Source organism: Paenibacillus pinisoli (assembly GCF_003605435.1).
In the GTDB taxonomy this organism is placed as follows: domain Bacteria; phylum Bacillota; class Bacilli; order Paenibacillales; family Paenibacillaceae; genus Pristimantibacillus; species Pristimantibacillus pinisoli.
In genome coordinates this window covers 1,371,181-1,392,527 of sequence record NZ_QXQB01000001.1, presented here as the reverse complement: position 1 = coordinate 1,392,527, position 21,347 = coordinate 1,371,181, and the positions used below count along the sequence as shown (strand labels likewise).

21 protein-coding genes are annotated in these 21,347 nt (G+C 52.4%); 18 read left to right on the top strand and 3 right to left on the bottom strand.

Annotated features, from left to right (window positions below):
* The first annotated feature begins 40 nt into the window (after positions 1 to 40).
* From infC to D3P09_RS06505, 4 genes are all read left to right on the top strand, one after another.
* On the top strand, positions 41 to 538 hold the full coding sequence (infC, locus tag D3P09_RS06520; protein WP_120108583.1) for a translation initiation factor IF-3: 498 nt from the start codon (positions 41 to 43) through the stop codon (positions 536 to 538).
* A gap of 33 nt (positions 539 to 571) precedes the next feature.
* Complete coding sequence (rpmI, locus tag D3P09_RS06515; RefSeq protein WP_068682086.1) at positions 572 to 772, top strand: 50S ribosomal protein L35; 201 nt, start codon at positions 572 to 574, stop codon at positions 770 to 772.
* 44 nt (positions 773 to 816) lie between these two features.
* A complete protein-coding gene (rplT, locus tag D3P09_RS06510; RefSeq protein WP_120108152.1) occupies positions 817 to 1,176 on the top strand; it encodes a 50S ribosomal protein L20 in 360 nt (119 codons plus the stop codon).
* Between the two features lie 147 nt (positions 1,177 to 1,323).
* Positions 1,324 to 1,653 carry a hypothetical protein gene (locus tag D3P09_RS06505; protein WP_120108150.1) on the top strand — a complete coding sequence of 110 codons (330 nt, stop codon included), beginning with the start codon at positions 1,324 to 1,326 and terminating at the stop codon, positions 1,651 to 1,653.
* Positions 1,654 to 1,673: 20 nt separating this feature from the next.
* Here the strand turns inward: D3P09_RS06505 and D3P09_RS06500 are convergent, their stop codons facing one another.
* On the bottom strand, positions 1,674 to 2,132 hold the full coding sequence (locus D3P09_RS06500) for a GNAT family N-acetyltransferase (RefSeq protein WP_120108148.1): 459 nt from the start codon (positions 2,130 to 2,132) through the stop codon (positions 1,674 to 1,676).
* A gap of 529 nt (positions 2,133 to 2,661) precedes the next feature.
* Between D3P09_RS06500 and ilvB the strand changes: the two genes are divergently transcribed.
* From ilvB to D3P09_RS06480, 4 genes are all read left to right on the top strand, one after another.
* The gene (ilvB, locus tag D3P09_RS06495) at positions 2,662 to 4,407 is read left to right on the top strand and encodes a biosynthetic-type acetolactate synthase large subunit (protein WP_120108146.1); all 1,746 of its coding nucleotides are present in this window, start codon (positions 2,662 to 2,664) and stop codon (positions 4,405 to 4,407) included.
* Positions 4,404 to 4,892 carry an acetolactate synthase small subunit gene (gene ilvN, locus D3P09_RS06490; protein ID WP_120108144.1) on the top strand — a complete coding sequence of 163 codons (489 nt, stop codon included), beginning with the start codon at positions 4,404 to 4,406 and terminating at the stop codon, positions 4,890 to 4,892. The genes ilvB and ilvN overlap by 4 nt, the downstream gene beginning before the upstream one ends.
* Before the next feature lie 137 nt (positions 4,893 to 5,029).
* Positions 5,030 to 6,022 (top strand): ketol-acid reductoisomerase, encoded by a 993-nt coding sequence (gene ilvC / locus D3P09_RS06485; RefSeq protein ID WP_119798765.1) that lies wholly within the window; start codon positions 5,030 to 5,032, stop codon positions 6,020 to 6,022.
* Positions 6,023 to 6,168: 146 nt separating this feature from the next.
* Positions 6,169 to 7,713 (top strand): 2-isopropylmalate synthase, encoded by a 1,545-nt coding sequence (locus tag D3P09_RS06480; RefSeq protein ID WP_120108143.1) that lies wholly within the window; start codon positions 6,169 to 6,171, stop codon positions 7,711 to 7,713.
* 148 nt (positions 7,714 to 7,861) lie between these two features.
* Here the strand turns inward: D3P09_RS06480 and D3P09_RS06475 are convergent, their stop codons facing one another.
* A complete protein-coding gene (locus D3P09_RS06475; protein ID WP_120108141.1) occupies positions 7,862 to 8,170 on the bottom strand; it encodes a hypothetical protein in 309 nt (102 codons plus the stop codon).
* On the bottom strand, positions 8,163 to 8,807 hold the full coding sequence (locus tag D3P09_RS06470; protein WP_243643923.1) for a DUF1361 domain-containing protein: 645 nt from the start codon (positions 8,805 to 8,807) through the stop codon (positions 8,163 to 8,165). The genes D3P09_RS06475 and D3P09_RS06470 overlap by 8 nt, the downstream gene beginning before the upstream one ends.
* A 237-nt stretch (positions 8,808 to 9,044) precedes the next feature.
* Here D3P09_RS06470 and leuB point away from each other — a divergent pair, with 237 nt between their 5' ends.
* From leuB to D3P09_RS06420, 10 genes are all read left to right on the top strand, one after another.
* Positions 9,045 to 10,124, top strand: coding sequence for a 3-isopropylmalate dehydrogenase (leuB, locus tag D3P09_RS06465; RefSeq protein WP_120108139.1), 1,080 nt, complete (start codon positions 9,045 to 9,047; stop codon positions 10,122 to 10,124).
* Positions 10,125 to 10,538: 414 nt separating this feature from the next.
* Positions 10,539 to 10,673: a hypothetical protein gene (locus D3P09_RS28285; RefSeq protein ID WP_279387117.1), complete on the top strand. Its 135-nt coding sequence runs from the start codon at positions 10,539 to 10,541 to the stop codon at positions 10,671 to 10,673.
* A gap of 141 nt (positions 10,674 to 10,814) precedes the next feature.
* A complete protein-coding gene (locus D3P09_RS28280) occupies positions 10,815 to 10,949 on the top strand; it encodes a hypothetical protein (RefSeq protein WP_279387117.1) in 135 nt (44 codons plus the stop codon).
* A 350-nt stretch (positions 10,950 to 11,299) separates the two neighbouring features.
* Positions 11,300 to 11,716: a hypothetical protein gene (locus D3P09_RS06450; protein WP_120108135.1), complete on the top strand. Its 417-nt coding sequence runs from the start codon at positions 11,300 to 11,302 to the stop codon at positions 11,714 to 11,716.
* Between the two features lie 141 nt (positions 11,717 to 11,857).
* Positions 11,858 to 12,670: an RNA polymerase sigma factor SigI gene (gene sigI / locus D3P09_RS06445; protein WP_243643922.1), complete on the top strand. Its 813-nt coding sequence runs from the start codon at positions 11,858 to 11,860 to the stop codon at positions 12,668 to 12,670.
* Positions 12,667 to 14,244, top strand: coding sequence for an anti-sigma factor domain-containing protein (locus tag D3P09_RS06440; protein ID WP_120108131.1), 1,578 nt, complete (start codon positions 12,667 to 12,669; stop codon positions 14,242 to 14,244). Before sigI ends, D3P09_RS06440 begins: the two co-directional genes overlap by 4 nt.
* Positions 14,245 to 14,465: 221 nt before the next feature.
* A complete protein-coding gene (locus tag D3P09_RS06435; RefSeq protein ID WP_120108130.1) occupies positions 14,466 to 15,860 on the top strand; it encodes an ATP-binding protein in 1,395 nt (464 codons plus the stop codon).
* Between the two features lie 70 nt (positions 15,861 to 15,930).
* Complete coding sequence (locus D3P09_RS06430; protein ID WP_120108128.1) at positions 15,931 to 17,451, top strand: leucyl aminopeptidase; 1,521 nt, start codon at positions 15,931 to 15,933, stop codon at positions 17,449 to 17,451.
* 24 nt (positions 17,452 to 17,475) lie between these two features.
* A complete protein-coding gene (locus D3P09_RS06425; protein WP_120108126.1) occupies positions 17,476 to 18,183 on the top strand; it encodes a DNA alkylation repair protein in 708 nt (235 codons plus the stop codon).
* A 248-nt stretch (positions 18,184 to 18,431) separates the two neighbouring features.
* Positions 18,432 to 21,344: a 2-oxoglutarate dehydrogenase E1 component gene (locus D3P09_RS06420; RefSeq protein ID WP_120108125.1), complete on the top strand. Its 2,913-nt coding sequence runs from the start codon at positions 18,432 to 18,434 to the stop codon at positions 21,342 to 21,344.
* The last annotated feature ends 3 nt before the right edge of the window (positions 21,345 to 21,347 follow it).

Below are 21,347 nucleotides of genomic sequence, written 5' to 3'. Positions count from 1 at the left end.
ACCATTTTGGAGGTGGCACGTTATTAGCAGAGAACATCAAATCAATGATGAAATCCGGGCCAGAGAAGTTCGTTTGGTAGGAGCGGATGGTGAGCAGATCGGCATCAAATCGATTCGCGACGCGTTGCAGCTTGCTGCTGACGCTAATCTGGATCTGGTGAACGTTGCGCCGACGGCCAAACCGCCGGTATGCCGCATCATGGATTATGGCAAATTCCGTTACGAGCAGCAGAAGAAAGAGAAAGAAGCGCGCAAGAACCAGAAGATTGTTGACCTCAAGGAAGTATGGTTCCGCGCCAACATCGAGGAACATGACTACCAGGTGAAATTCCGTAACGTCGTCAAGTTCCTGAATGAAGGCGACAAGGTCAAAGCTTCCGTTCGCTTCCGCGGCCGTGAAATCACGCATGCGGCGATCGGCCAGAAGATTCTGGAACGCTTGTCCAAAGAGGTTGCCGAAATATGCAATGTCGAGCGCGCTCCTAAGCTGGAAGGCCGGAGCATGATTATGATTTTGGCACCAAAAAACAACAGCTAACTGTTGGACCAACATTAAGGAGGATAAACTGACATGCCTAAGATGAAAACGCACAGCAGTCTGAAAGACCGCTTCAAAATTACCGGTACTGGTAAAGTGAAACGTTACAAAGCTTACAGAAACCACTTGCTTTCGCACAAATCGGGACGTCAAAAACGCGTTCTTGCGGGTCAACCGCTTATGGCCGCAGGCGATGTTCGCCGTTTGCAGCAAGGTCTTTCCAACTTGAAATAATGATCGCATAAGATATAAATTCAACCCACAGGAGGTTTCCACTCATGGCAAGAGTTAAAGGCGGTTTTGTCCGCGCTCGTCGTCGTAAAAGAATTCTAAAGCTGGCTAAAGGTTACTTCGGTTCGAAACACCGTTTATTTAAAACAGCGAAGGAGCAAGTAGGCAAGTCCCTAATGTACGCTTACCGCGACCGCCGCAACAAAAAACGCGACATCCGCAGACTGTGGATCGTTCGTATTAACGCTGCTGCACGCGTGAACGGCCTGTCCTACAGCAAATTCATGCACGGCCTGAAGCTTGCGGGCGTTGAAGTTAACCGCAAGATGCTTGCTGACCTGGCAGTGAACGATATCGCTTCGTTCAACTCCCTGGCTGGCGTTGCAAAACAAAAAATCAACGCTTAGTTCAACCTGAGCGTACTTAAGAGGCCTCGTCTTCGTCACTTCTGTGGCGGATGCGAGGCCTCTTTGCGTACCCCCGCGGACAAACATACAGGCATGTCGAGGCCTTTCCGAATACACTACAGAATAACGGGAAAGGAGGGATTTGGCATGCGTAATAATGTTTCCAGGGCACAAGTGCGGAAACTGGTCGGCAAATCCATCTATGCAATGCGCAAGGACGGTTCCGTTGTCTCTGGCAAGCTGGTAGCGCTTCGCGGCAACCGGCTCATTATGTCTACAGGCAAAGGAAAAGGTTCGAAGGGCAAAAAGGTAAGAACGAAGGCCTTCTTCTTATGGCCGCTGCTTCTATTCGATCTGCTTGCTATCGGAACGCTTCCGTTCTGGGGCGGCGGCTTCGGCTTTGGCGGGGGCTTCGGCGGCGGTTGCGGCTGCGGCGTACCGACATGCGGAGGCTGCGGCAACGGCGGATTCTTTTAACGGTCTTTGATAAAATTTAGCTAGAAGGATGGCGAGGCCAGAGGTTTTAGCAGTTCATAACATTGAAGCTCCGGGACAAACCGGACGGTGTGATAGCCGAGCTTATTGTAGAAATGATGGGCTCTGCCATTGATCCGGTCGACGTACAGTCGCGCCACATGGCAATGACGCGCTTTGCCGAAGGCCTCGGCATGCGCCATCAGAGCGGTGCCGTAATGCCTTCCGCGATGCTCGGGATGAGTGACGAGCATATCGACAATCAGCTGCTTCTGATGCACATAGAAATGGACAAAAGCGACAGGAGGACCGAATTTGGACCTTGTCGCAACATACGTCATGCCTTTGCGGAAGCGCTTCGGCAGCTCACGGACCATACGGGCGTCGAGCGGCCTTGCGGTATGTGACATCGGAATCAGCTCTGTGCGAATGAGCCGGACAAGCTCGGCATCATCGGTTCTTGCTTTGCGCGCTCGAATCATGGTATCCTTCCATTCTACGCTGCGCCCTAAGTATGACGCGGCTGCATGGGATTGCCTCGAAAGGGCTACACTAGTATATGAGCATATGCGCAAGGTTGTGTGCAGGCGCTTCTGGAATGCGGCGCAAAATAACGGCAAGCATGTTCTTGACGAACTGTCAGAATCGGCATATAATAATGAAAAGTCATATCAATCGGCAATGATGAGGACGAAGTGTTAAGGGCTCTTTTGCTCAGAGAGCGATCGGATCAGCTGCAACCGACGCCAAAACCCCTTTTCTACGAGCTCACCTCGGAGCTATCCTCCTGAAAAGCAACCAAAGTTGCGTATTAGGGAGCATCGCAGGGCAAGCGTTACAGTGCCAACGGTAGAACGTCGATATGTGCACAGCGTTCTAACCTATGGAGGTTATATATCGGGAGATATATAACGAATTTGGGTGGTACCACGGAAGATCAACCTTTCGTCCCTTCAGCTATGGGCTGAGGACGGAAGGTTTTTTTGTTTTTTCTTGAGAGGAGGAAGACTGATGGCAACGCAAGGTGCAACATTAAAGTCGAAAGAGGAATTAATCGAGAAGCTCTCCAAGCCTGAAGTAATTTCGGGTTCGGAAATTCTGCTTCGCAGTCTTCTGCTGGAAGGCGTAGATTGCGTATTTGGTTATCCGGGCGGCGCGGTTCTCTACATCTACGACGCGATGCACGGAAATCCCGACTTCAATCACTTGCTCACCAGACATGAGCAAGGAGCAATCCACGCAGCGGACGGCTACGCCCGGGCCAGCGGCAAGGTAGGCGTATGTATCGCTACTTCGGGACCAGGGGCGACGAACCTCGTCACCGGCATCGCAACAGCTTACATGGATTCTGTACCGCTTGTCGTCATTACGGGCAACGTCATGTCGACCTTGATCGGCACAGACGCCTTCCAGGAAGCGGATATTACAGGCATTACGATGCCAATTACAAAGCACAGCTATCTGGTTCGCGAGGTAGAGGATCTGCCGCGCATCATCCATGAGGCGTTCCATATCGCCAACACGGGACGCAAGGGACCGGTTCTGATCGATATTCCTAAGGATGTTTCGGCAGCTAAGACGCTGTTCAAGCCGGTGAATGAAGTCAGCATACGCGGCTACAATCCGACGATCTCGCCGAACAAGCTGCAAGTAGACAAAATGATCAAAGCGATCCAGGAAGCGAAGAAACCGCTTATTCTGGCGGGCGGCGGCGTAGTCTACTCCGGAGCTCATGAGGAATTGCTGGAATTCGTAACGAAGACCGAAATTCCGATTACGACGACATTGCTTGGACTGGGCGGATTCCCGAGCGGCAACGATCACTGGATCGGCATGCCGGGCATGCATGGCACGTATACAGCGAATATGTCGATTCAGTCGGCTGATTTGCTCATTAATATCGGGGCGCGCTTCGACGACCGCGTAACAGGCAAGCTGTCGGGCTTCGCGCCGAATGCGAAGATCGTCCACATCGATATTGATCCGGCGGAGATCGGCAAGAACGTTCCGACGGATATCCCGATCGTAGGCGACGTCAAGACGGTATTGGCTCAAGCCAACAAGCTGGCTGTACGCGCTGACAAGGCTGATGAGTGGAGAGCGGAGGTTCAGGCTTCCAAGAAGCAATATCCGTTCCGCTATATCGATTCCGAGACGGAATTGAAGCCGCAATGGGTTGTGGAGATGATCCATCAGACGACGAACGGCGATGCGATTGTAACGACGGACGTAGGCCAGCATCAGATGTGGGCGGCGCAATATTATCCGTTCAACAAGCCGCGTTCCTGGGTAACCTCCGGCGGCCTCGGCACGATGGGCTTCGGCTTCCCGTCGGCAATCGGCGCGCAGATGGCCAATCCGGACCGCACTGTCGTATCGATCAACGGCGACGGCGGCATGCAGATGTGCGCGCAAGAGCTTGCGATCTGCGCCATCAACAATATTCCGGTTAAGGTTGTTATTCTGAACAATCAGGTTCTGGGCATGGTGAGACAGTGGCAAGAGCTGATCCATCAGAACCGGTTCAGCCATATCGATCTGGCAGGCAGCCCTGACTTCGTTAAGCTGGCTGAGGCATACGGCGTCAAAGGCTTCCGCGCATCGAACAAGGAAGAGGCGCGCACGGCATGGGAGGAAGCGCTCCGCCATCCGGGTCCGGCGGTTGTCGAGTTCGTCGTACGCAGAGACGAAAACGTATATCCGATGGTAGCCCAAGGCAGCACCATCGATCAAATGATCATGGGGGATGCGGAATGAAGAAGCATACGATTGCAGTAATCGTCAATGACCAGCCCGGCGTTCTGCAGCGCGTATCCGGCTTGTTCGGACGCCGCGGCTTCAATATCGAGAGCATTACGGTGGGAACAAGCGAGGAGCAAGGCCTCTCGCGCATGGTCATCGTCACATCAGGCGATGATCATACACTTGAACAGATTACCAAGCAGCTTTATAAGCTGATTGATGTTATTAAAGTCATTGATCTCAGCGCAAACGCGATGGTAGCCCGCGAGCTGGCGTTGATCAAGGTGTATGCGGAGCCTGCATCCCGCCCGGAAATTCTGGGCGTTGTCGAGACCTTCCGCGCGGCAGTCGTCGATATCGGCACGCACTCGCTAATGGTGCAGGTCGTAGGCGACACCGAGAAAATAGATGCCATGATCGAGCTGCTGAAGCCTTATGGCATCCGCGAGCTTTCACGCACTGGTGTAACCGCGCTTAACCGCGGTAACGTGAAACAATAATCGTCCCGTCATTACAACAAATCCACACACGTCTATATCCCGCTTTGAGCGGGAGTTTAAGAGGGGAAGCGCGGTTTCTCGGCTCTCCGCTTAAACACCCGCTCAAAAGGGTTAAATTAAAGGAGGCAATCATTCTCATGGCAGTTACATTGTATTATGAAAAAGACGCTGATCAAGGCGTACTGCAAGGTAAAACAATCGCAGTTATCGGTTACGGAAGCCAAGGCCACGCACAAGCACAAAACCTTCGCGACAGCGGCTTGAAAGTCGTTATCGGTCTTCGTCCGGGCAAATCCGCTGACGTTGCCAAGAAAGACGGCTTTGAAGTGTTGACAGTTGCAGAAGCTACTAAAGTAGCTGACGTTGTTCAAATCTTGCTTCCGGATGAGACGCAAGCGAAAGTATACAAGGAAGAAATCGAACCGAACCTGAAGCAAGGCGCGGCTCTGATGTTCTCCCACGGCTTCAACATCCACTACGGACAAATCGTGCCAAGCGCGGACAAGGACGTATTCCTGGTTGCTCCTAAGTCCCCAGGCCACATGGTTCGCCGTACTTACCAAGAAGGCTTCGGCGTTCCTGGTCTGATCGCAATCCATCAAGATGCTACAGGCAACGCAAAAGCAATCGGCCTGGCTTATGCAAAAGGCATCGGCTGTACGCGTGCGGGCGTTATCGAAACTTCGTTCAAAGAAGAGACAGAAACAGATCTGTTCGGTGAGCAAGCTGTACTTTGCGGCGGCGCTTCCGCACTGGTTAAAGCAGGCTTCGAGACGCTGGTTGAAGCTGGATACGCTCCTGAGATGGCTTACTTCGAGTGCTTGCACGAGCTGAAGCTGATCGTTGACCTGATGTACGAAGGCGGTCTGGCTACAATGCGCGACTCCATCTCCAACACAGCTGAATACGGCGACTATGTAACAGGTCCTCGTATCGTGACGGAAGAGACGAAGAAAGAAATGAAACGCGTTCTGGAAGATATCCAATCCGGCCGTTTCGCTCGCGACTTCATCTTGGAGAACCAATCCGGCCGCGCTATGCTGACGGCTACTCGCCGCAATGAAGCTGCTCATCCAATCGAGCAAACAGGCGCGCAACTTCGCGAACTGATGCACTGGATCAAGAAATAATAACGCATTAAGTCATATATACTTGATGTAATAGGAATAACAAATCCCGGTTCACCGGAGCTCATGCCAGGCTCGTCTCTCACGTCCTTGCATGTCCGCTTCCGCGTGCAATCGGGATCATTCTGTTCATGGAGGTAGAGGACATAATGCGGAAAATTTATATTTTCGATACAACGCTTCGTGACGGCGAGCAATCTCCTGGCGTCAACCTGAATACGAAGGAGAAGGTGGAGATCGCGCTTCAGCTTGAGAAGCTGGGCGTCGATCGTATGGAAGCCGGCTTTCCTGCTGCATCCCCGGGCGACCTTGCTGCCGTTAATGCGGTTGCGCTCGCAGTGAAGAATGCTACGGTGATCGGCTTGTCCCGCTCGCGCGAGCAAGATATCGATGCCGTGCGCGAAGCGCTGAAGGGAGCGCAAGACCCGTGCATCCACTTGTTCCTGGCTACAAGCCCGATCCACAGGAAGCATAAGCTGCGGATGGAGAAGGAGCAAGTGCTGGAGGCGGCGGACCGCGCGATTCGCTATGCGAAGAAATACTTTGATAAAGTCGAGTTTTCCCCGGAAGACGCGGGCCGTACGGAGCTTGATTTCCTCTGCCAGGTAACAGATATGGCGATCAAGGCCGGCGCGACTGTGGTCAACATTCCGGATACGGTCGGTTATTTGAATCCTTTGGAGTTCGGCAACATCTTCAAGACGCTGAAAGAGCAAGTGCCGAATATCGAGAAGATTCAGCTCAGCGCCCATTGCCATGACGATCTTGGCATGGCGACGGCGAATTCGCTGGCAGCGATTCTGAACGGAGCGGATCAAATCGAAGGCACCATTAACGGCATCGGCGAGCGCGCGGGCAACACAGCGCTTGAAGAAGTGGCTATGGCGCTAGCGACGCGTCCAGACTTCTTCGGAGCCCAGACGACGCTGAACCTGAAAGAAATTGCGAAGACCAGCCGTCTTGTCAGCAAGCTGACAGGCATGCCTGTTCCGGGCAACAAGGCGATCGTCGGCGCCAATGCCTTCGCTCATGAATCCGGCATTCATCAGGACGGCATGCTGAAGGAGAAGACGACGTACGAGATTATCTCGCCGGACGCGATCGGCCTGAAGGAATCCAAGCTGGTGCTTGGCAAGCATTCCGGCCGTCACGCATTCCGCGAGAAGCTGATTGACCTCGGCTACGAGCTGGAGGAAGAAGCGGTGAATGCGGCGTTCGCCAAGTTCAAGGATTTGGCTGACCGCAAGAAGGCCGTTAATGACGAAGACATTCGCGCGCTTCTTGAAGAGAAGCTCGTAGATACGCCAGAAGTGTTCACGCTGGAGACTATCCAGGTGAATTACGGCAATAAGTCTACGCCGAATGCGACTGTTCGCGTCCGTACTACAGAAGGCGAAGTGCGTGAAGAAACAGCGGAAGGCAACGGCTCGGTCGACGCGATCTACAATGCGATCGACGCTGCAACGAAGGAAGCGGTCGAGCTGGAAGATTACTCCATCAAGTCCGTCTCCCAAGGCAAGGACGCGCTGGGCGAAGTACACGTCGTGCTTAAGCAGGACGAAGTAACAGCGCAAGGCCGCGGACTGAGCACTGATATTCTCGAAGCGAGCGCAAGGGCGTACCTGGATGCGGTCAATCGTCTGATTGACAAGCGCAAGTCGCCGGGCCGCCGCGACAAGATGAGCCTGATTTAGGCGATCATACAAAAGCACGAAGGATCATTCGCGGTGTGCGCTGCCTAAGAGGCAGCGTTCCGCATAATAATCCTTCGTGCTTTTTTTGATACCGGGGCGTATTTTGCTTTTGTCTTCGCGATTGGGCTATCGGCGCGGACTGTTCAGCTTAAGCCGGCGACAAAAACCAGCCGACAACGCCGAACAGAATCATATATTGCAGAAGCAGCAACAGATGTGTTCTTCTCCATAGCTTGCGGCGGTCGGCGGGCAGCTTTCCCAGATCGTAACGCGAAGCAGGCTCCAGCTTCACGGCTTGATAGAGCAGCACGTTAAGTCCGAATGGCAGCAGCAGGCCGATCAGCGCCCATAGAACGGATTTTTCCAGGCGATAGAGGCTGACAGCCATATAGATTTGGAAAGAGGCAGTCAAGACGATCAATCCGGTCCTGATCGCATATAGGGTCCATTCACTCATGCGTTTGCTCCTTTGCTGAATGGGAAAACATCCAAATAATCAAAAGCTGAAGAATTGTAATCCACCCGATGAACATTAAAGCGTCTGGCGTGATAGAATTCAGGAATTCTCCCAGCAGCGCGAGCGGTTCGGTGAATAGATGAACAGAATGGAAGCGGAGAAAACGTCCGATAAAAATGCCAACAGCTTGCAGCACGACGAACAAGAGCAGGATGAGGCCGCTCCATCTGAACCTTGCAAGCAGGCTGCGAATGCTTCGAATCATCGTTATGTAATAAAATATGGCCAGAAGCACACCTGTCACGAGCAGAAAGTAATTCCACCATTCCCGCACGACCAACCCGGCCGTGTAGCGGAACGGAAAAAAATTGAGATGGATCAAATCCGTCACGATATAAAAGACGTTGGGCGACATAAGCAGAAACAGCAGATACACAAAAAGACCGGCAGGCCACTCGCCTTTGGTCTTGGGACGGAACAGCGGCAGGAGATAAGAGATTTCAAGCGCTGCGAAAGCGAGAAACGAATTGAATATCATAAATGAATAGACATTCTCCGCGGCAAACAACACAGCCATATAAGCGAAGAATAAGATACGGGCTTTATTGCGGTCGTTCAGATTCCATTTGACAGTCATGCCTGATATCCTCTTCTTGTTCTTAGTATTCTTTTCAATTCTATTCTTCATATTCTTAACAATTTAAACGAAATAAAGAGCGCGAGGGTTGCATAGAGCCTGCCCCCGATTAGCAACAGGTAATTAACTTATAGTCAATGACTATAAAGCTAATAGATTTTATATCTTTGTCTTGGACTCTCTTTTGTGGTACAAATGATAATAGACTGAGAATGATATAGAGGAGTGTTCGTGAACATGGCAGACGTTAAAAAAATTGCGGTTCTTGGCGGCGACGGCATCGGCCCTGAGGTCGTTGGCGAAGCGTTGAAAGTATTGAAAAAAACTGAGGAATTGTTCGGATACCAATTCGAGACTGAGCATGCTTTGTTCGGCGGCATTGCGATTGACGAGAAAGGAACTCCGCTTCCGCAGGAGACGCTTGAGCTGTGCCAGAAGGCAGACGCGGTGCTGCTTGGCGCGGTAGGCGGTCCGAAGTGGGACAACAACTCCAAGGAGCTGCGTCCAGAGACTGGCCTTCTGGGCATCCGCAAGGCGCTGGGCCTATTCTCCAATATCCGCCCTGCAACGGTGTTTGATTGCTTGAAAGACGCGTCGACGCTGAAGCCTGAAGTGCTGGAAGGCACTGACCTGATCGTTGTGCGCGAGCTGACAGGCGGCATCTACTTCGGCGAGAAGTTCCGCCGCGAAGGCGCGAACGGCGAAGAAGCAGTCGATACTTGCGTATACAATGTTCAAGAGGTTGAGCGTATTGTACGCCAAGCTTTCGATATCGCGATGACTCGCGGCAAGCGTCTGGCTTCGGTAGACAAAGCGAACGTTCTTGAGACATCCCGCCTGTGGCGTGAAGTTGTCAACCGTGTTGCGGTTGAATACCCTGAGGTTGAGCTGGAGCATGTGCTTGTCGACAACTGTGCAATGCAATTGCTTCGCCGTCCGTCCAGCTTTGACGTTATCGTAACAGAGAACATGTTTGGCGACATCCTGAGCGACGAAGCGGCTATGCTGACGGGCTCCATCGGCATGCTGTCCTCCGCTTCCCTGGGCGAAGGCAGCTTCGGCCTGTACGAGCCGGTGCACGGCTCCGCTCCTGATATCGCGGGACAAGGCATTTCCAACCCTATCGCGACGATTCTGTCCGTTGCGCTGATGTTCCGTCTGACATTCGGCTACCACGATGCGGCGAAATCGATCGAAGAAGCAGTTAAGAACGTCCTTGACGCTGGCCATCGCACTGGCGACATTGCAGTCGACAAGAGCCAAGCAATCGGCACAACAGCAATGGGCGATTTGATTGTTGCAGCAATGACGAAATAATAGCTTTACCAATAAAAATAATGGCGGCGCCAGGAGTCAAATCCTGGCGCCGCCATTTCTTATATCTTCTCTTGTATTGGTAAAAAGTTGCTTCTCGCAACAATATCTCCGCATATTTCGTTTATAGAGTGACAGTTGCCGAGCAGACGTAGTCATAATGTTTCTTTGGAGTTGCGCTTGCAAGTGTTGGTCGAAGTTCAATTTGCGAATAACAAATATGCCGTGAGCTGTTTGGGTTTAAGTAATTGTCATGTTGTTAATCTTTATAAATCTATAGCTGCAAGAGCAAACGGAGCAAGAACTTTCTGGAGAAGCGATAGTGTTCGCCTTTGTAGACGGGTTCTTACCCTATAAGGGGTAAGAAGATCAGAAGAATCCGTCTACAACAGCGATCGGAAGAAAGTTTCTTGTGCAGTGGCGGTTGCGGGCGGTGAGCTGGTATACAGGCTGGATATGAAAGCCGGGAGAGCTCTTGAAATTGTTGAAGCTCTTGAAATTGTTGAAGCTCTTGAAATTGTTGAAGTTATTGAATTTTTTGAAGTACATTGAAAGCTGCAAGAGCAAGCGGAGCAAGAAACATTCTGGAGAAGCGGCAGCGTTCGCCTTTGTAGACGGATTCTTACCCTGTGGGGGTTAAGAAGATCAGAAGAATCCGTCTACAACAGCGATCGGAAGAAAGTTTCTTGTGCAGTGGCGGTTGCGGGCGGTGAGCTGGTATACAGGCTGGATATGAAAGCCGGGAGAGCTCTTGAAATTGTTGAAGCTCTTGAAATTGTTGAAGCTCTTGAAATTGTTGAAGTTATTGAATTTTTTGAAGTACATTGAAAGCTGCAAGAGCAAGCGGAGCAAGAAACATTCTGGAGAAGCGGCAGCGTTCGCCTTTGTAGACGGGTTCTTACCCTATAAGGGTTAAGAAGATCAGAAGAATCCGTCTACAACAGAGATCGGAAGAAAGTTTCTTGCGCAGTGGCGACGGGCAGTGTCCGTAATTTACGGTTGAAAGCTTTGTTCGTCAATGTTGAACTTAGCCCACGCATCATGAGGAATTCCTAATGAAAGGGCCGCATGCAGGAATTTCGACGGCTGACAGCGAATACATAATATCTTAAGCGACTCAAGCATCGTCGCCTTCTGTCATCCATATACGCAGTCTATACCGTAAGGAGCGTGACGAGATGAGTTTTTGCTGCGGAGCCAGCATGATTGGAACTAAAGGAACGCTAAAGCATTTTCATACGAATATTCATAATGTGCCGATTACATTTTGCCCGGTATGCCACCGCGTCGACGTTCATTATTTAGCTCAGCAGGAATATGAAATTTTGGCTGAATACGCGCATGGCGACGGCAGCGCCGAAGTTGATTTCGATGATTACGTCGATAGAGACGAGCGTGCGCTGCTTGAGAATTGCGTTAATCACGAGAGTGAAGATCCGATTGAGGTCGTGCGAAGCCAGATCGATATGTCGCTTGACTTGCTCAGCTTTGCCAAAACTATCGACGATATGCAGTGGCAGATGGAGCTCAAGAAGCGGCTAATGGTGCTGAACAGCAGGCGCAACCGTCTGCTGAAGCGCCAATCTTCGGTATAGGATACGGGAAATATTCAGATGCCTCCCCTTGCGGAGGCATCTGTCTTTTTGAAACGGAAAATAAATTAACTTTTTTTAATGATACCCCCGCAAAGCGCGGAGGCAGTCACGAAATGATGTAGTAGTGAGGTGGAGCGGTTGTTGCTGATCCTATTCAAGCGCTTTTTGCGCAAATCGGTTCCCTCCCAAGCTGTATCATCCGAGCAGAGGCTGGGACCGGAGCAGTACGTAGAGAAAATACGACAAGGCGATGAAGGGCTTAGAGATCAATTCATTGCCGAGTATTATCCATATATAGCAAAGCTAACAAGCAGATTTTGCAAACGGTATGTCGATCCAAATAGAGATGATGAGTTCAGCGTGGCATTGCTTGCATTCAATGAAGCGATCAATCAGTATGATGCCGAAGCGGGAGCATCGTTCCTCGGATTTGCAAAAACCGTCATCCAACGTCGGCTTATTGACCATGTGCGAAAAGAGCAAAGGCATTTGCAAGCCGTGCCTTACAGTACATATGATTCGGAAGGCGACGACGGAGCCGTATACAACGTGCTTGATACGAGGCAGGCACTGGACGAACATGAGATGAACAGAAACATTACCGAGAGGCGAGAGGAGATCGAAGAGCTTAGCCTGGAGCTGGAGCTGTTCGGCATTACCTTCCCCGAGCTTGTTGATAACTCGCCGAAGCACGCCGATTCGCGGCAAATGCTGATCGGCATTGCAGCGATGCTGGCTCAAAACGGGTCTCTGATGGCGATGCTCAGATTGACGCAGCGCATGCCAATTAAGGAATTAATGGATCAAAGCGGTGTCTCTCGCAAGACGCTGGAGCGCAACCGCAAATATATAATTGCATTAGCCGTTATCATGTCAGGATCTTATCCTTATATGAATGATTATTTGGACATACGAATTGATGATACAACAGCAGGCAAGGAGGTGAGCAGATGAAGCGCGGAATCGTAATGAGCGTGCATGCCAAACATGCTGTTGTGATGACTGCCGACGGTCGGTTTCTCCGTGCTCCTCTACAAGGCTCGCCTCAGATCGGCGAAGAAATTGTATTCGAGGAAGAGCAAGCAGAGCCTAGGCGCTTGAAATGGAACCGAATCTCGATGCGCTATACCGCGGCGGCGGCCATGCTTGGCATTATGCTGATAGCTGGGCTTGCCTATGCGTTCTCCTCGACCCATCCTGTAGTCGCATATTTGACGATGGATATTAACCCGAGCGTCGAGATTGGCGTTGACGGGGGCGAGAAGGTGCGTCAGCTGCGCGCATTGAACGAAGACGGCGAGCGGATTATTGAGGGGATTGCTTATAAAGGCGTCGATGTCGAGACGGTTGCGGCAGCGATATTGGAGCAAGCGAGCAACGAGCATTATTTGGATGCGCCGTATAAGGATATTTTGATTACTAGTGTACTGCTGAACGGGAAGAAGCAGCCTGGCCTCGAGTTCGAGTCGTTGCTTACGAGCAAGCTGGACGAGCGGTTGCAGCAGTGGATCGCCGACCATGCGGCTGCCAATCAAGCGATAACCATTACAACATTAGCCGTGCCGGAGGCGCTTCGCGCTGAAGCAGATGCCAACGGCATTTCATCGGGCAAGATGGCTGTATATCTGATGGCGAAATATGAAGGACATGCGGTGGATCTGGGGCAGCTGAAGGAGGAGTCAATCGATTCCTGGTCTGAGCCGATCGGCGGCATGAAGAGCCTGGTAGAAGCAAAGGGAGAGGCCGCAACCAAGCAGAAGCTGGAGAAGCTTCTGGCCAAGGAGAAGAAGGCACAGCAGGCGCAAGGCGGCTCGTCCGGTACAGGCGCAGCAGTGAAGCCTTCCTCGACCGCGACGCCTAAGCCTTCGGCTAAGCCGTCCTCCAAACCGGCGGTTAAGCCGACCGTAAAGCCATCCGAGACTGGCAAGCCGAATCGCCATGGCTGGTGGCATGACCGGGATGACGATGATCGCGACGATGATGACGATGACCGCAAATCTTCGGGCAAGTGGAACAACGGCAAATACGGCGATCGCTGGAGCTGGAGCGGGTGGGGAAACAGCAATCATAACGGCTGGTACAATTCCAATAACGGGATCGAAAAAGATAGTAAAAGCAGCAAGGATTCCAAAAACAATAAAGATAACAAAAACAATAAAGATAACAAAAACAGCAGCAATAACGGGAAAAGCGTCCAGCCCTGGACGGGCTGGAACAAAAATATGAATGAAAATAAGGGAGAAACCGACAAAAACAGCAAGAATAACAACAGCAAAAACAACAGTAAAAACAACGGCAAAAACGATAGCAAAACCGATCAAAAAGGAAATCAAAATAAGGATCGGGACAAGGACGCCTCCAAGAAGGGGAGCCGGAACGAAAAAGACGATCATGGCGGCGATGACAGCCAGAACGGCAAAAGCCGCGGAAGCTCGAATCCGGATAGCGGCCAGGACAAGAAGCATAACCAAGGCAATGACCGCAAAGACTCATCCCGCAGCGATCGTCAGCATAACAGCAGAGATTAGCTCAATGCCTGCAAGCAGTCAGCTTGCTTCTATTTGAGCTTGAAGTCATTAGGGGGAGAGGGCTCCGCCTTGTTTTGCATCTAACAAAAAACGAGTCTTTACGACTATATTGACACCTGTTTTCGACAGGATTTCCGATTGACAGCCTTTGTAAAGTAAACCTATGATTAGTGGTAAGTTCATTCGTCCAAATTCATAGTTTTGCCGGGGAGGAGTAGTAGATGCAAGCCATTCGAAAGCGTTATTTCCCGGCGCTTGCCGAGTATATCCGGGGTGGTAAGGAAGCATCGCTTCATCATGCATACGAGCTGGGCAAACAACTTCAGGAGTTTAATCAGGAAGAGATTATAGCCGTACATGAGGAATGCATACAAGAACTCGCAGCCAATGTGGAATCCAAAGATGCCGTTCAACTCTATCATCGGTCCTTCGTATTTCTTATGGAGCTGATGGTGGCATGCCGATTCAAGATGGAAGTCAGCGCTGACGGAGAATTGCATGAGCCGTCGGAGGCACAGAAATTTATGGAGATGCGGGCGCTCATGCTCCATTCGGACCGTTCGTTCGAGAGGGTTAAAAATAAATACGAAAACGTGCTGCAGCATATGGACAGCGGTATCGCGCTATTCGACAGTGACGGTATCCTGTCTTTTATCAACGTCCAGATGGCCAAGCTGCTGGATATTCCCAGAAAAACGCTGGTCGGCTGCAACATTAGAGAGATTCTGCTGCATCCCAAGCTTGCCATTACCTCCAAACGGACCATCCTCCGGCTGTACCGGGAGATGTTCATGAAACGAAGCCGTTACTACGAATTTCAGCATAAGGACGGCAAGCATCTGCTTGCTACTGTTACATACGGCGACCAGCTCGACGGGGATTTCCTGTTCAGTGTGAAGGACGTATCGGAATATAAGCAAATCGAACAAAGCGCTCTGCAGAACGACAAGCTTGCCATGCTAGGCAAGATCGCAGCCGCAATCGCCCATGAAATCCGCAATCCGCTAACGAGCATCAGAGGATTCATTCAGTTGCTTCGGCCTTACTTGCTAGAGGTGGGAAAGGAAGAATATGCGCGTATTATATTGACGGAAATCGACCGCGCCAACGATATCATCTATGAATTTCTCAATTCCTCCAAACCATCCGCTCCTATGAAACAAGCCGCATCCATCGATCATCTCATCCGTGAAGTCGTCATGCTGACTGAAAGCGAATCCTTGCTACGCAATACCGAAATTTCTGTTGAAACGTACAGTGCGGAAGCTTATGTGTCCATTGATATCAAACAAGTGAAGCAGGTCATCCTGAATATCGTGAAAAACGCTCTGGACGCCGTTGAAGAAATGCAATCGGACCGCAGAGGCAAGATCGACATATTGCTCAGCAGCGACGGGCAATATGTGAAGATATTGATCAGAGACAATGGCAAAGGCATGGACAAGGCTACAATGAACAGGCTTTTTGATCCTTTTTTTACAACCAAGCAAGCGGGAACCGGGCTTGGACTCTCTGTCAGCTATCGCATTATCCGCAACCACGGGGGCACGATTCGGGTTGACAGCGAGGTCGGAAGCGGAACGGAGTTTATCGTATATTTGCCATTGGCCGAATAAAGGTTTAGAATCGAATCGGGGTTTCCTGCCCCGATTTTTTGCTATATTTTGAGAAACGAGGGATGTTATCATGACGACAGCTATTCAAGTAGGCAATAGACAGGCGGGGGAAGCGGCGCCTGATGCCCTGGTGCGTTTTATCATAGAGGAAGAATTGAAAGGTACATCCGGAATCCTTCATCCCCAAATAGACGGGCAATTGCGCGCAGCTTATGCCAAAGGACTGTTCCAGGCGAAGCCGGAGCAGGCTGAATGCATGCCATCGCTTGGGCTGATCGAGCAGCCTTATATCGTATTCGTAGGCTACGCGCCGGGCTCCGGAGCTGACGGCTTGCGCCACGCCGGCGCTGCGGCTGCGAAGGCGCTGAAGAAGATTCGCGCTGCGAGCGCGGAACTTCTGCTGACATCGTCGGCATTGGAGCAGGACCTCGGCGCAATCGGCGCGGAAGCGGCAGCGCAGGCGATGACGGAAGGCATCCAATTGGCTTTGCACGATAGACAGCCGCTGAAGAAGGAAGAGCAGGCCCGCTATGGCTTGAATGAGTTAACCTACCGATTTGAAGAGGGCTTTGACGGTGCGCAGGCGCATAGCGGGCTGTGGAAGAGCGGCGCGGACAAAGGCCAGATTCTGGCTGCTAGCGTGGCGTATGCCCGCGATCTGACCAATCTGCCCGGCAATGATCTGACGCCGGAGCGTCTGGCGTACCATGCGGAGGAGCTTGCGTCGCAATACGAGCTCGAGATTGAAGTCATCGACGAATGGACGGCTTCCGAGCAAGGCATGGGCGGTCTGCTGGGCGTCGGCCAAGGCAGCGTCAATCCGCCAAGAATGATCGTTATCCACTATAAGGGAGCGCCGGATTCCTCCGAGGTATGGGGCTTGATCGGCAAAGGCATTACGTTTGATACGGGCGGCATTTCCTTGAAGAAGGCAGCCGGGATGGAAGAGATGATCTCCGACATGGGAGGAGCTGCGGCCGTGCTGGGCGCCCTGCGCGCATTGGCGGAGCTGAAGGCGGAAGTGAATGTGCTCGCAGTCGTGCCGACAGCGGAGAATATGCCTTCGGATCGCGCTTTGAAGCCTGGCGACGTCATTCGGATGATGAGCGGGCATACGGTAGAAGTCGTCAATACGGATGCAGAAGGCAGGCTGGTGCTGGCTGACGGCCTGACAACGGCGATTCGCCGCGGCGCTACGAAGCTGGTTGACGTTGCGACCCTTACGGGAGCTGTGATGGTCACGCTTGGTTATGAAGCGACAGGAGCAGTTACGAACAATGATGCCTTAATGACGGATGTGCTCCGGGCTTCGGAGCGTGCGGGGGAGCGAGTGTGGCAGCTGCCGGCTTATCCTGAATTTTTGAAGGGGCTGAAGAGCGATGCAGCCGATCTGAAAAACAGCGGCTCCCAGTATGGCGGAGCGAGCAAAGGCGGCATGTTCATCGGATACTTCGCCGAAGGGCTGCCATGGGTTCATCTGGATATCGGCGGCACGGCATGGCTGGAGGCGGCCAGAGGCTGGGAGCCGAAGGGCGGCACCGGCGTCATGGTGCGCACGCTGGTAGAATTGACGGCAGGACGGCAAGCTTAAGTCACAATGGATTAGGAGGGCTCTATGACATACGAGGAACTGATGCAGCGGCTGCAGGAGCTGGGCAGCGAGCAGACGAAACGGACCTTTCTCCGGCATGGCGCCATGGAGCCCCTCTTCGGCGTCAAGGTTGGCGATTTGAAGAAGCTCGTCAAATACGTGAAGGAGGACCGGGAGCTTGCGGTACGATTATATGCTTCCGGCAATTCCGATGCGATGTATCTCGCGGGGCTGTCTATTGATCCGAAGCAGGTATCGAAGGAGTTGCTGCGGCAATGGGCGGATGAAGCGTACTGGTATATGATAGCGGAATATACGGTAGCCGGTGTGGCGGCGGAGAGCCCCTATGCCCGCGAGCTTGCGCTGGAGTGGATCGATTCGCCAGAGGAGATGAAGGCGGCATGCGGCTGGAGCACTTATGCCGGTTATGTGTCCATTACGCCCGACAGCAAGCTTCCGATGGAAGAAATCCGCAGATTGCTCGCTAGAGTTCGGTCAGACATCCATAACGAGAAGAATAGGGCTCGTTATGCGATGAATGGCTTTGTCATCTCCGTAGGCACGTATGTCAGAGAGCTTCATGAGGACGCCATTGAGACAGGGAGGGCAATCGGCAAGGTTCATGTTGATGTCGGCGATACGGCTTGCAAGGTGCCTTTGGCCGAGGACTATATTGCCAAAATATCCAACAGAGGCAAGGTTGGCGTGAAGAAAAAAACCTGCATTTGTTAATCAATCGCGCCTTATGATGCATGGACCGGGCATTGATGCTTTAAATGCATGAAACCGATGCCAATATGGTTATGGAAGGCAAGCGGTTATTGTACTAAAATATGAAGAGGCCAAGAAACTGCACAACCTGCAGCGTATAGGCTTCTCTTCCTATGTCTCGGCAAGGAAGGGCAGGCGGCCATGTATGGAATGGTACGCCATAGAAAATAATAGGATGGTTATGAATAGAGAGGGTGGAATTTTCTGCAATGAGCATCCATGATGAGCGCAACTCTTCGCCTTGGAAAAGCTACTATGGTCCCAATCTTGGTTATGTTCAGGAGCAATACGAACTGTTCCTGACCGATCCGAATGCTGTTGAAGCATCGGTTCGCGAATTGTTTCTCGTATGGGGGGCGCCGCCTTCCACAGCAGCTGCTTCTTCGTCGGCTGCGCCGGCTGCCGGCACTGGAGCCGTACAGTCGGGAGCACCGCTAGCAGGCGGTCCGCTTGACAGCAATATGCTCAAGAAGGTCGTTGCCGCGCATCAGCTAATGCTGAATATTCGCAGGTACGGCCATTTAGGTGCGGATATCAACCCGCTGGGCATTAGCCAAACGGCTGACACGAAGCTGCTAGACCCTGAGACCTTCGGATTGACGAAAGAGGATCTGCTATCCATTCCAGCATCGCTAATCTGGGACAACGCGCCGGATTCCATTGCCAATGGTTGGGATGCCATCGTGCGGCTCAGAGAAATTTACACCCGTTCAGCAGCATATGAATTCACACATATCCACGATGAGAACGAGCGTTCCTGGCTCCACAAGCAAGCGGAATCCGGTTCCTTCCCTGCTCCTCTGTCTAATAGAGAGAAGGAAGCGCTGCTTGAGCGCCTCATGCAAGTGGAGCAATTCGAAAGCTTCATTCATAAGACGTTTGTCGGCCAGAAGCGCTTCTCCATCGAAGGCGTCGACATGCTTGTACCGGTGCTGGACGAGATCGTCCGCGCAACGGCGCATGACGGAGCTCAGCATATTCTGATCGGAATGGCGCATCGCGGCCGTCTGAACGTGCTGACGCATGTGCTTGGCAAGCCATATGAGAAGATCTTCTCCGAGTTCCATCACTCCCCTAACAAGGAGCTGGTTCCTTCCGAGGGATCCATGGGCATCAACTACGGCTGGTCCGGCGACGTGAAATACCACTTGGGTGCTGACCGCGCCTTCACGGAAGGCGAGACCGTACGCGCCAAAGTGACGCTCGCGAACAACCCGAGCCACTTGGAGTTCGTCAACCCTGTCGTGGAGGGCTACACGCGCGCGGCCCAGGAAGACCGCAGCAAGCCTGGTTTCCCTGAACAGGATCTGCACAGTGCGGTTACAGTATGCGTGCATGGCGACGCGGCGTTCATCGGCGAAGGCATCGTAGCCGAGACGCTGAACTTCAACAATCTTCAAGGCTACCGCAATGGCGGTACCATTCATATTATCGCGAACAACCGTCTGGGCTTTACGACAAACAGCGTAGATTCCCGTTCGACTTATTACGCGAGTGACCTGGCGAAGGGCTTCGATCTGCCGATCATGCACGTGAATGCAGACGATCCTGAGGCATGTCTGGCAGCTGTGCGCCTGGCTTGCGAATACCGCCTGCGCTTCCAGAAGGGCTTCGTTATCGACCTGATCGGCTACCGCCGCTTCGGCCATAACGAAATGGACGACCCGGAAGCAACACAACCGCTGGTATATTCGAAGGTTCGCAATCATCCGACTGTAGCGACGCTGTATGGCAATCTGCTAAAAGCGGAGAAAACGATTACCGAGGAGCAGCTGGTACAGCTTCGCGAGAAGACACTCGGCGCGCTGCAATCCGGCTATGACGCCATGAAGGCGAATGAAGGCAAGGCGCATGTTCAAGTGACGCAAGAGAACGGCGTAGTTGTGCCGGAGGACGTCCGCACAGCTGTGCCGATGGAGACGCTTAAGGAGATCAATCTGGAGCTTCTGAACCGTCCGGAAGGCTTCACGGAATATTCGAAGCTGCAGCGTATTCTGCAGCGCAGAGCAACAAGCCTGAACGATGGCGAGAAGCTGGACTGGGCGCATGCCGAAGCATTGGCGTTCGCTACCATTCTGGCGGACGGCACGCCGATCCGTCTGAGCGGACAGGATTCCGAGCGCGGCACGTTCGCTCATCGCCATATTATGCTGAACGACAATGCAACTGCTCAGAAGTTCACGCCGCTGCATATGTTCCCGCAAGCGAAGGCTTCCTTCGCGGTTCATAACAGCCCGCTGTCGGAGACGGCAGTCCTGGCGTTTGAATATGGATACAACGTATTTGCACCGGAATCATTCGTTATCTGGGAAGCGCAGTTCGGCGATTTCGCTAACGTCGCGCAGGTTATTTTCGACCAGTTCATGTCTGCCGGCCGCGCCAAGTGGTCGCAGAAATCCGGTATTGCTATATTGCTGCCGCATGGTTACGAGGGTCAAGGTCCAGAGCATTCCAGCGCACGTCTGGAGCGCTTCCTGCAATTGTCTGCAGATAATAACTGGACAGTGGCGAATCTGACCACATCGGCGCAATACTTCCACTTGCTGCGCAAGCAAGCAGCGATGCTTGGCAGCGACAATGTGCGTCCGCTCGTCTTGATGGCTCCGAAGAGCTTGCTGCGCAACCCGCGCGTTGCGTCGCATGGCGTTGAATTCAGCGAAGGCTCCTTCAAGCCTGTGCTGCCGCAATTCAGCCTGACAGAGACCAAAGCGGCCAAGGACAAAGTAAAACGCCTGCTTCTCGGAACGGGCAAAGTTATGGTCGATCTGGAGGAGGCAATGTCCTCAGCTGGCGAAGGCGAATACGCATGGCTTCGCGTAGCCCGCGTCGAGCAGCTGTATCCATTGCCGCAAGCTGAGCTGGAGCGCATCATCGGTCAGTTCAGCAAGCTGGAAGAGATCGTATGGGTACAAGAAGAGCCGAAGAACCAAGGTTCGTGGTCCTACATGGAGCCTCGCCTGCGCGAGCTGGCGCCGGGCAAAGTAGGGGTCCGCTACATTGGACGTCCGGATCGCGCAAGTACAGCAACCGGCCATCAGGAAATTCACGTCGCAGAACAAAACGCTATTATTTCTTCCGCTTTGAATGGTCAACCATTCGAATCGAGTTTGGTAAGGGGGTAACAA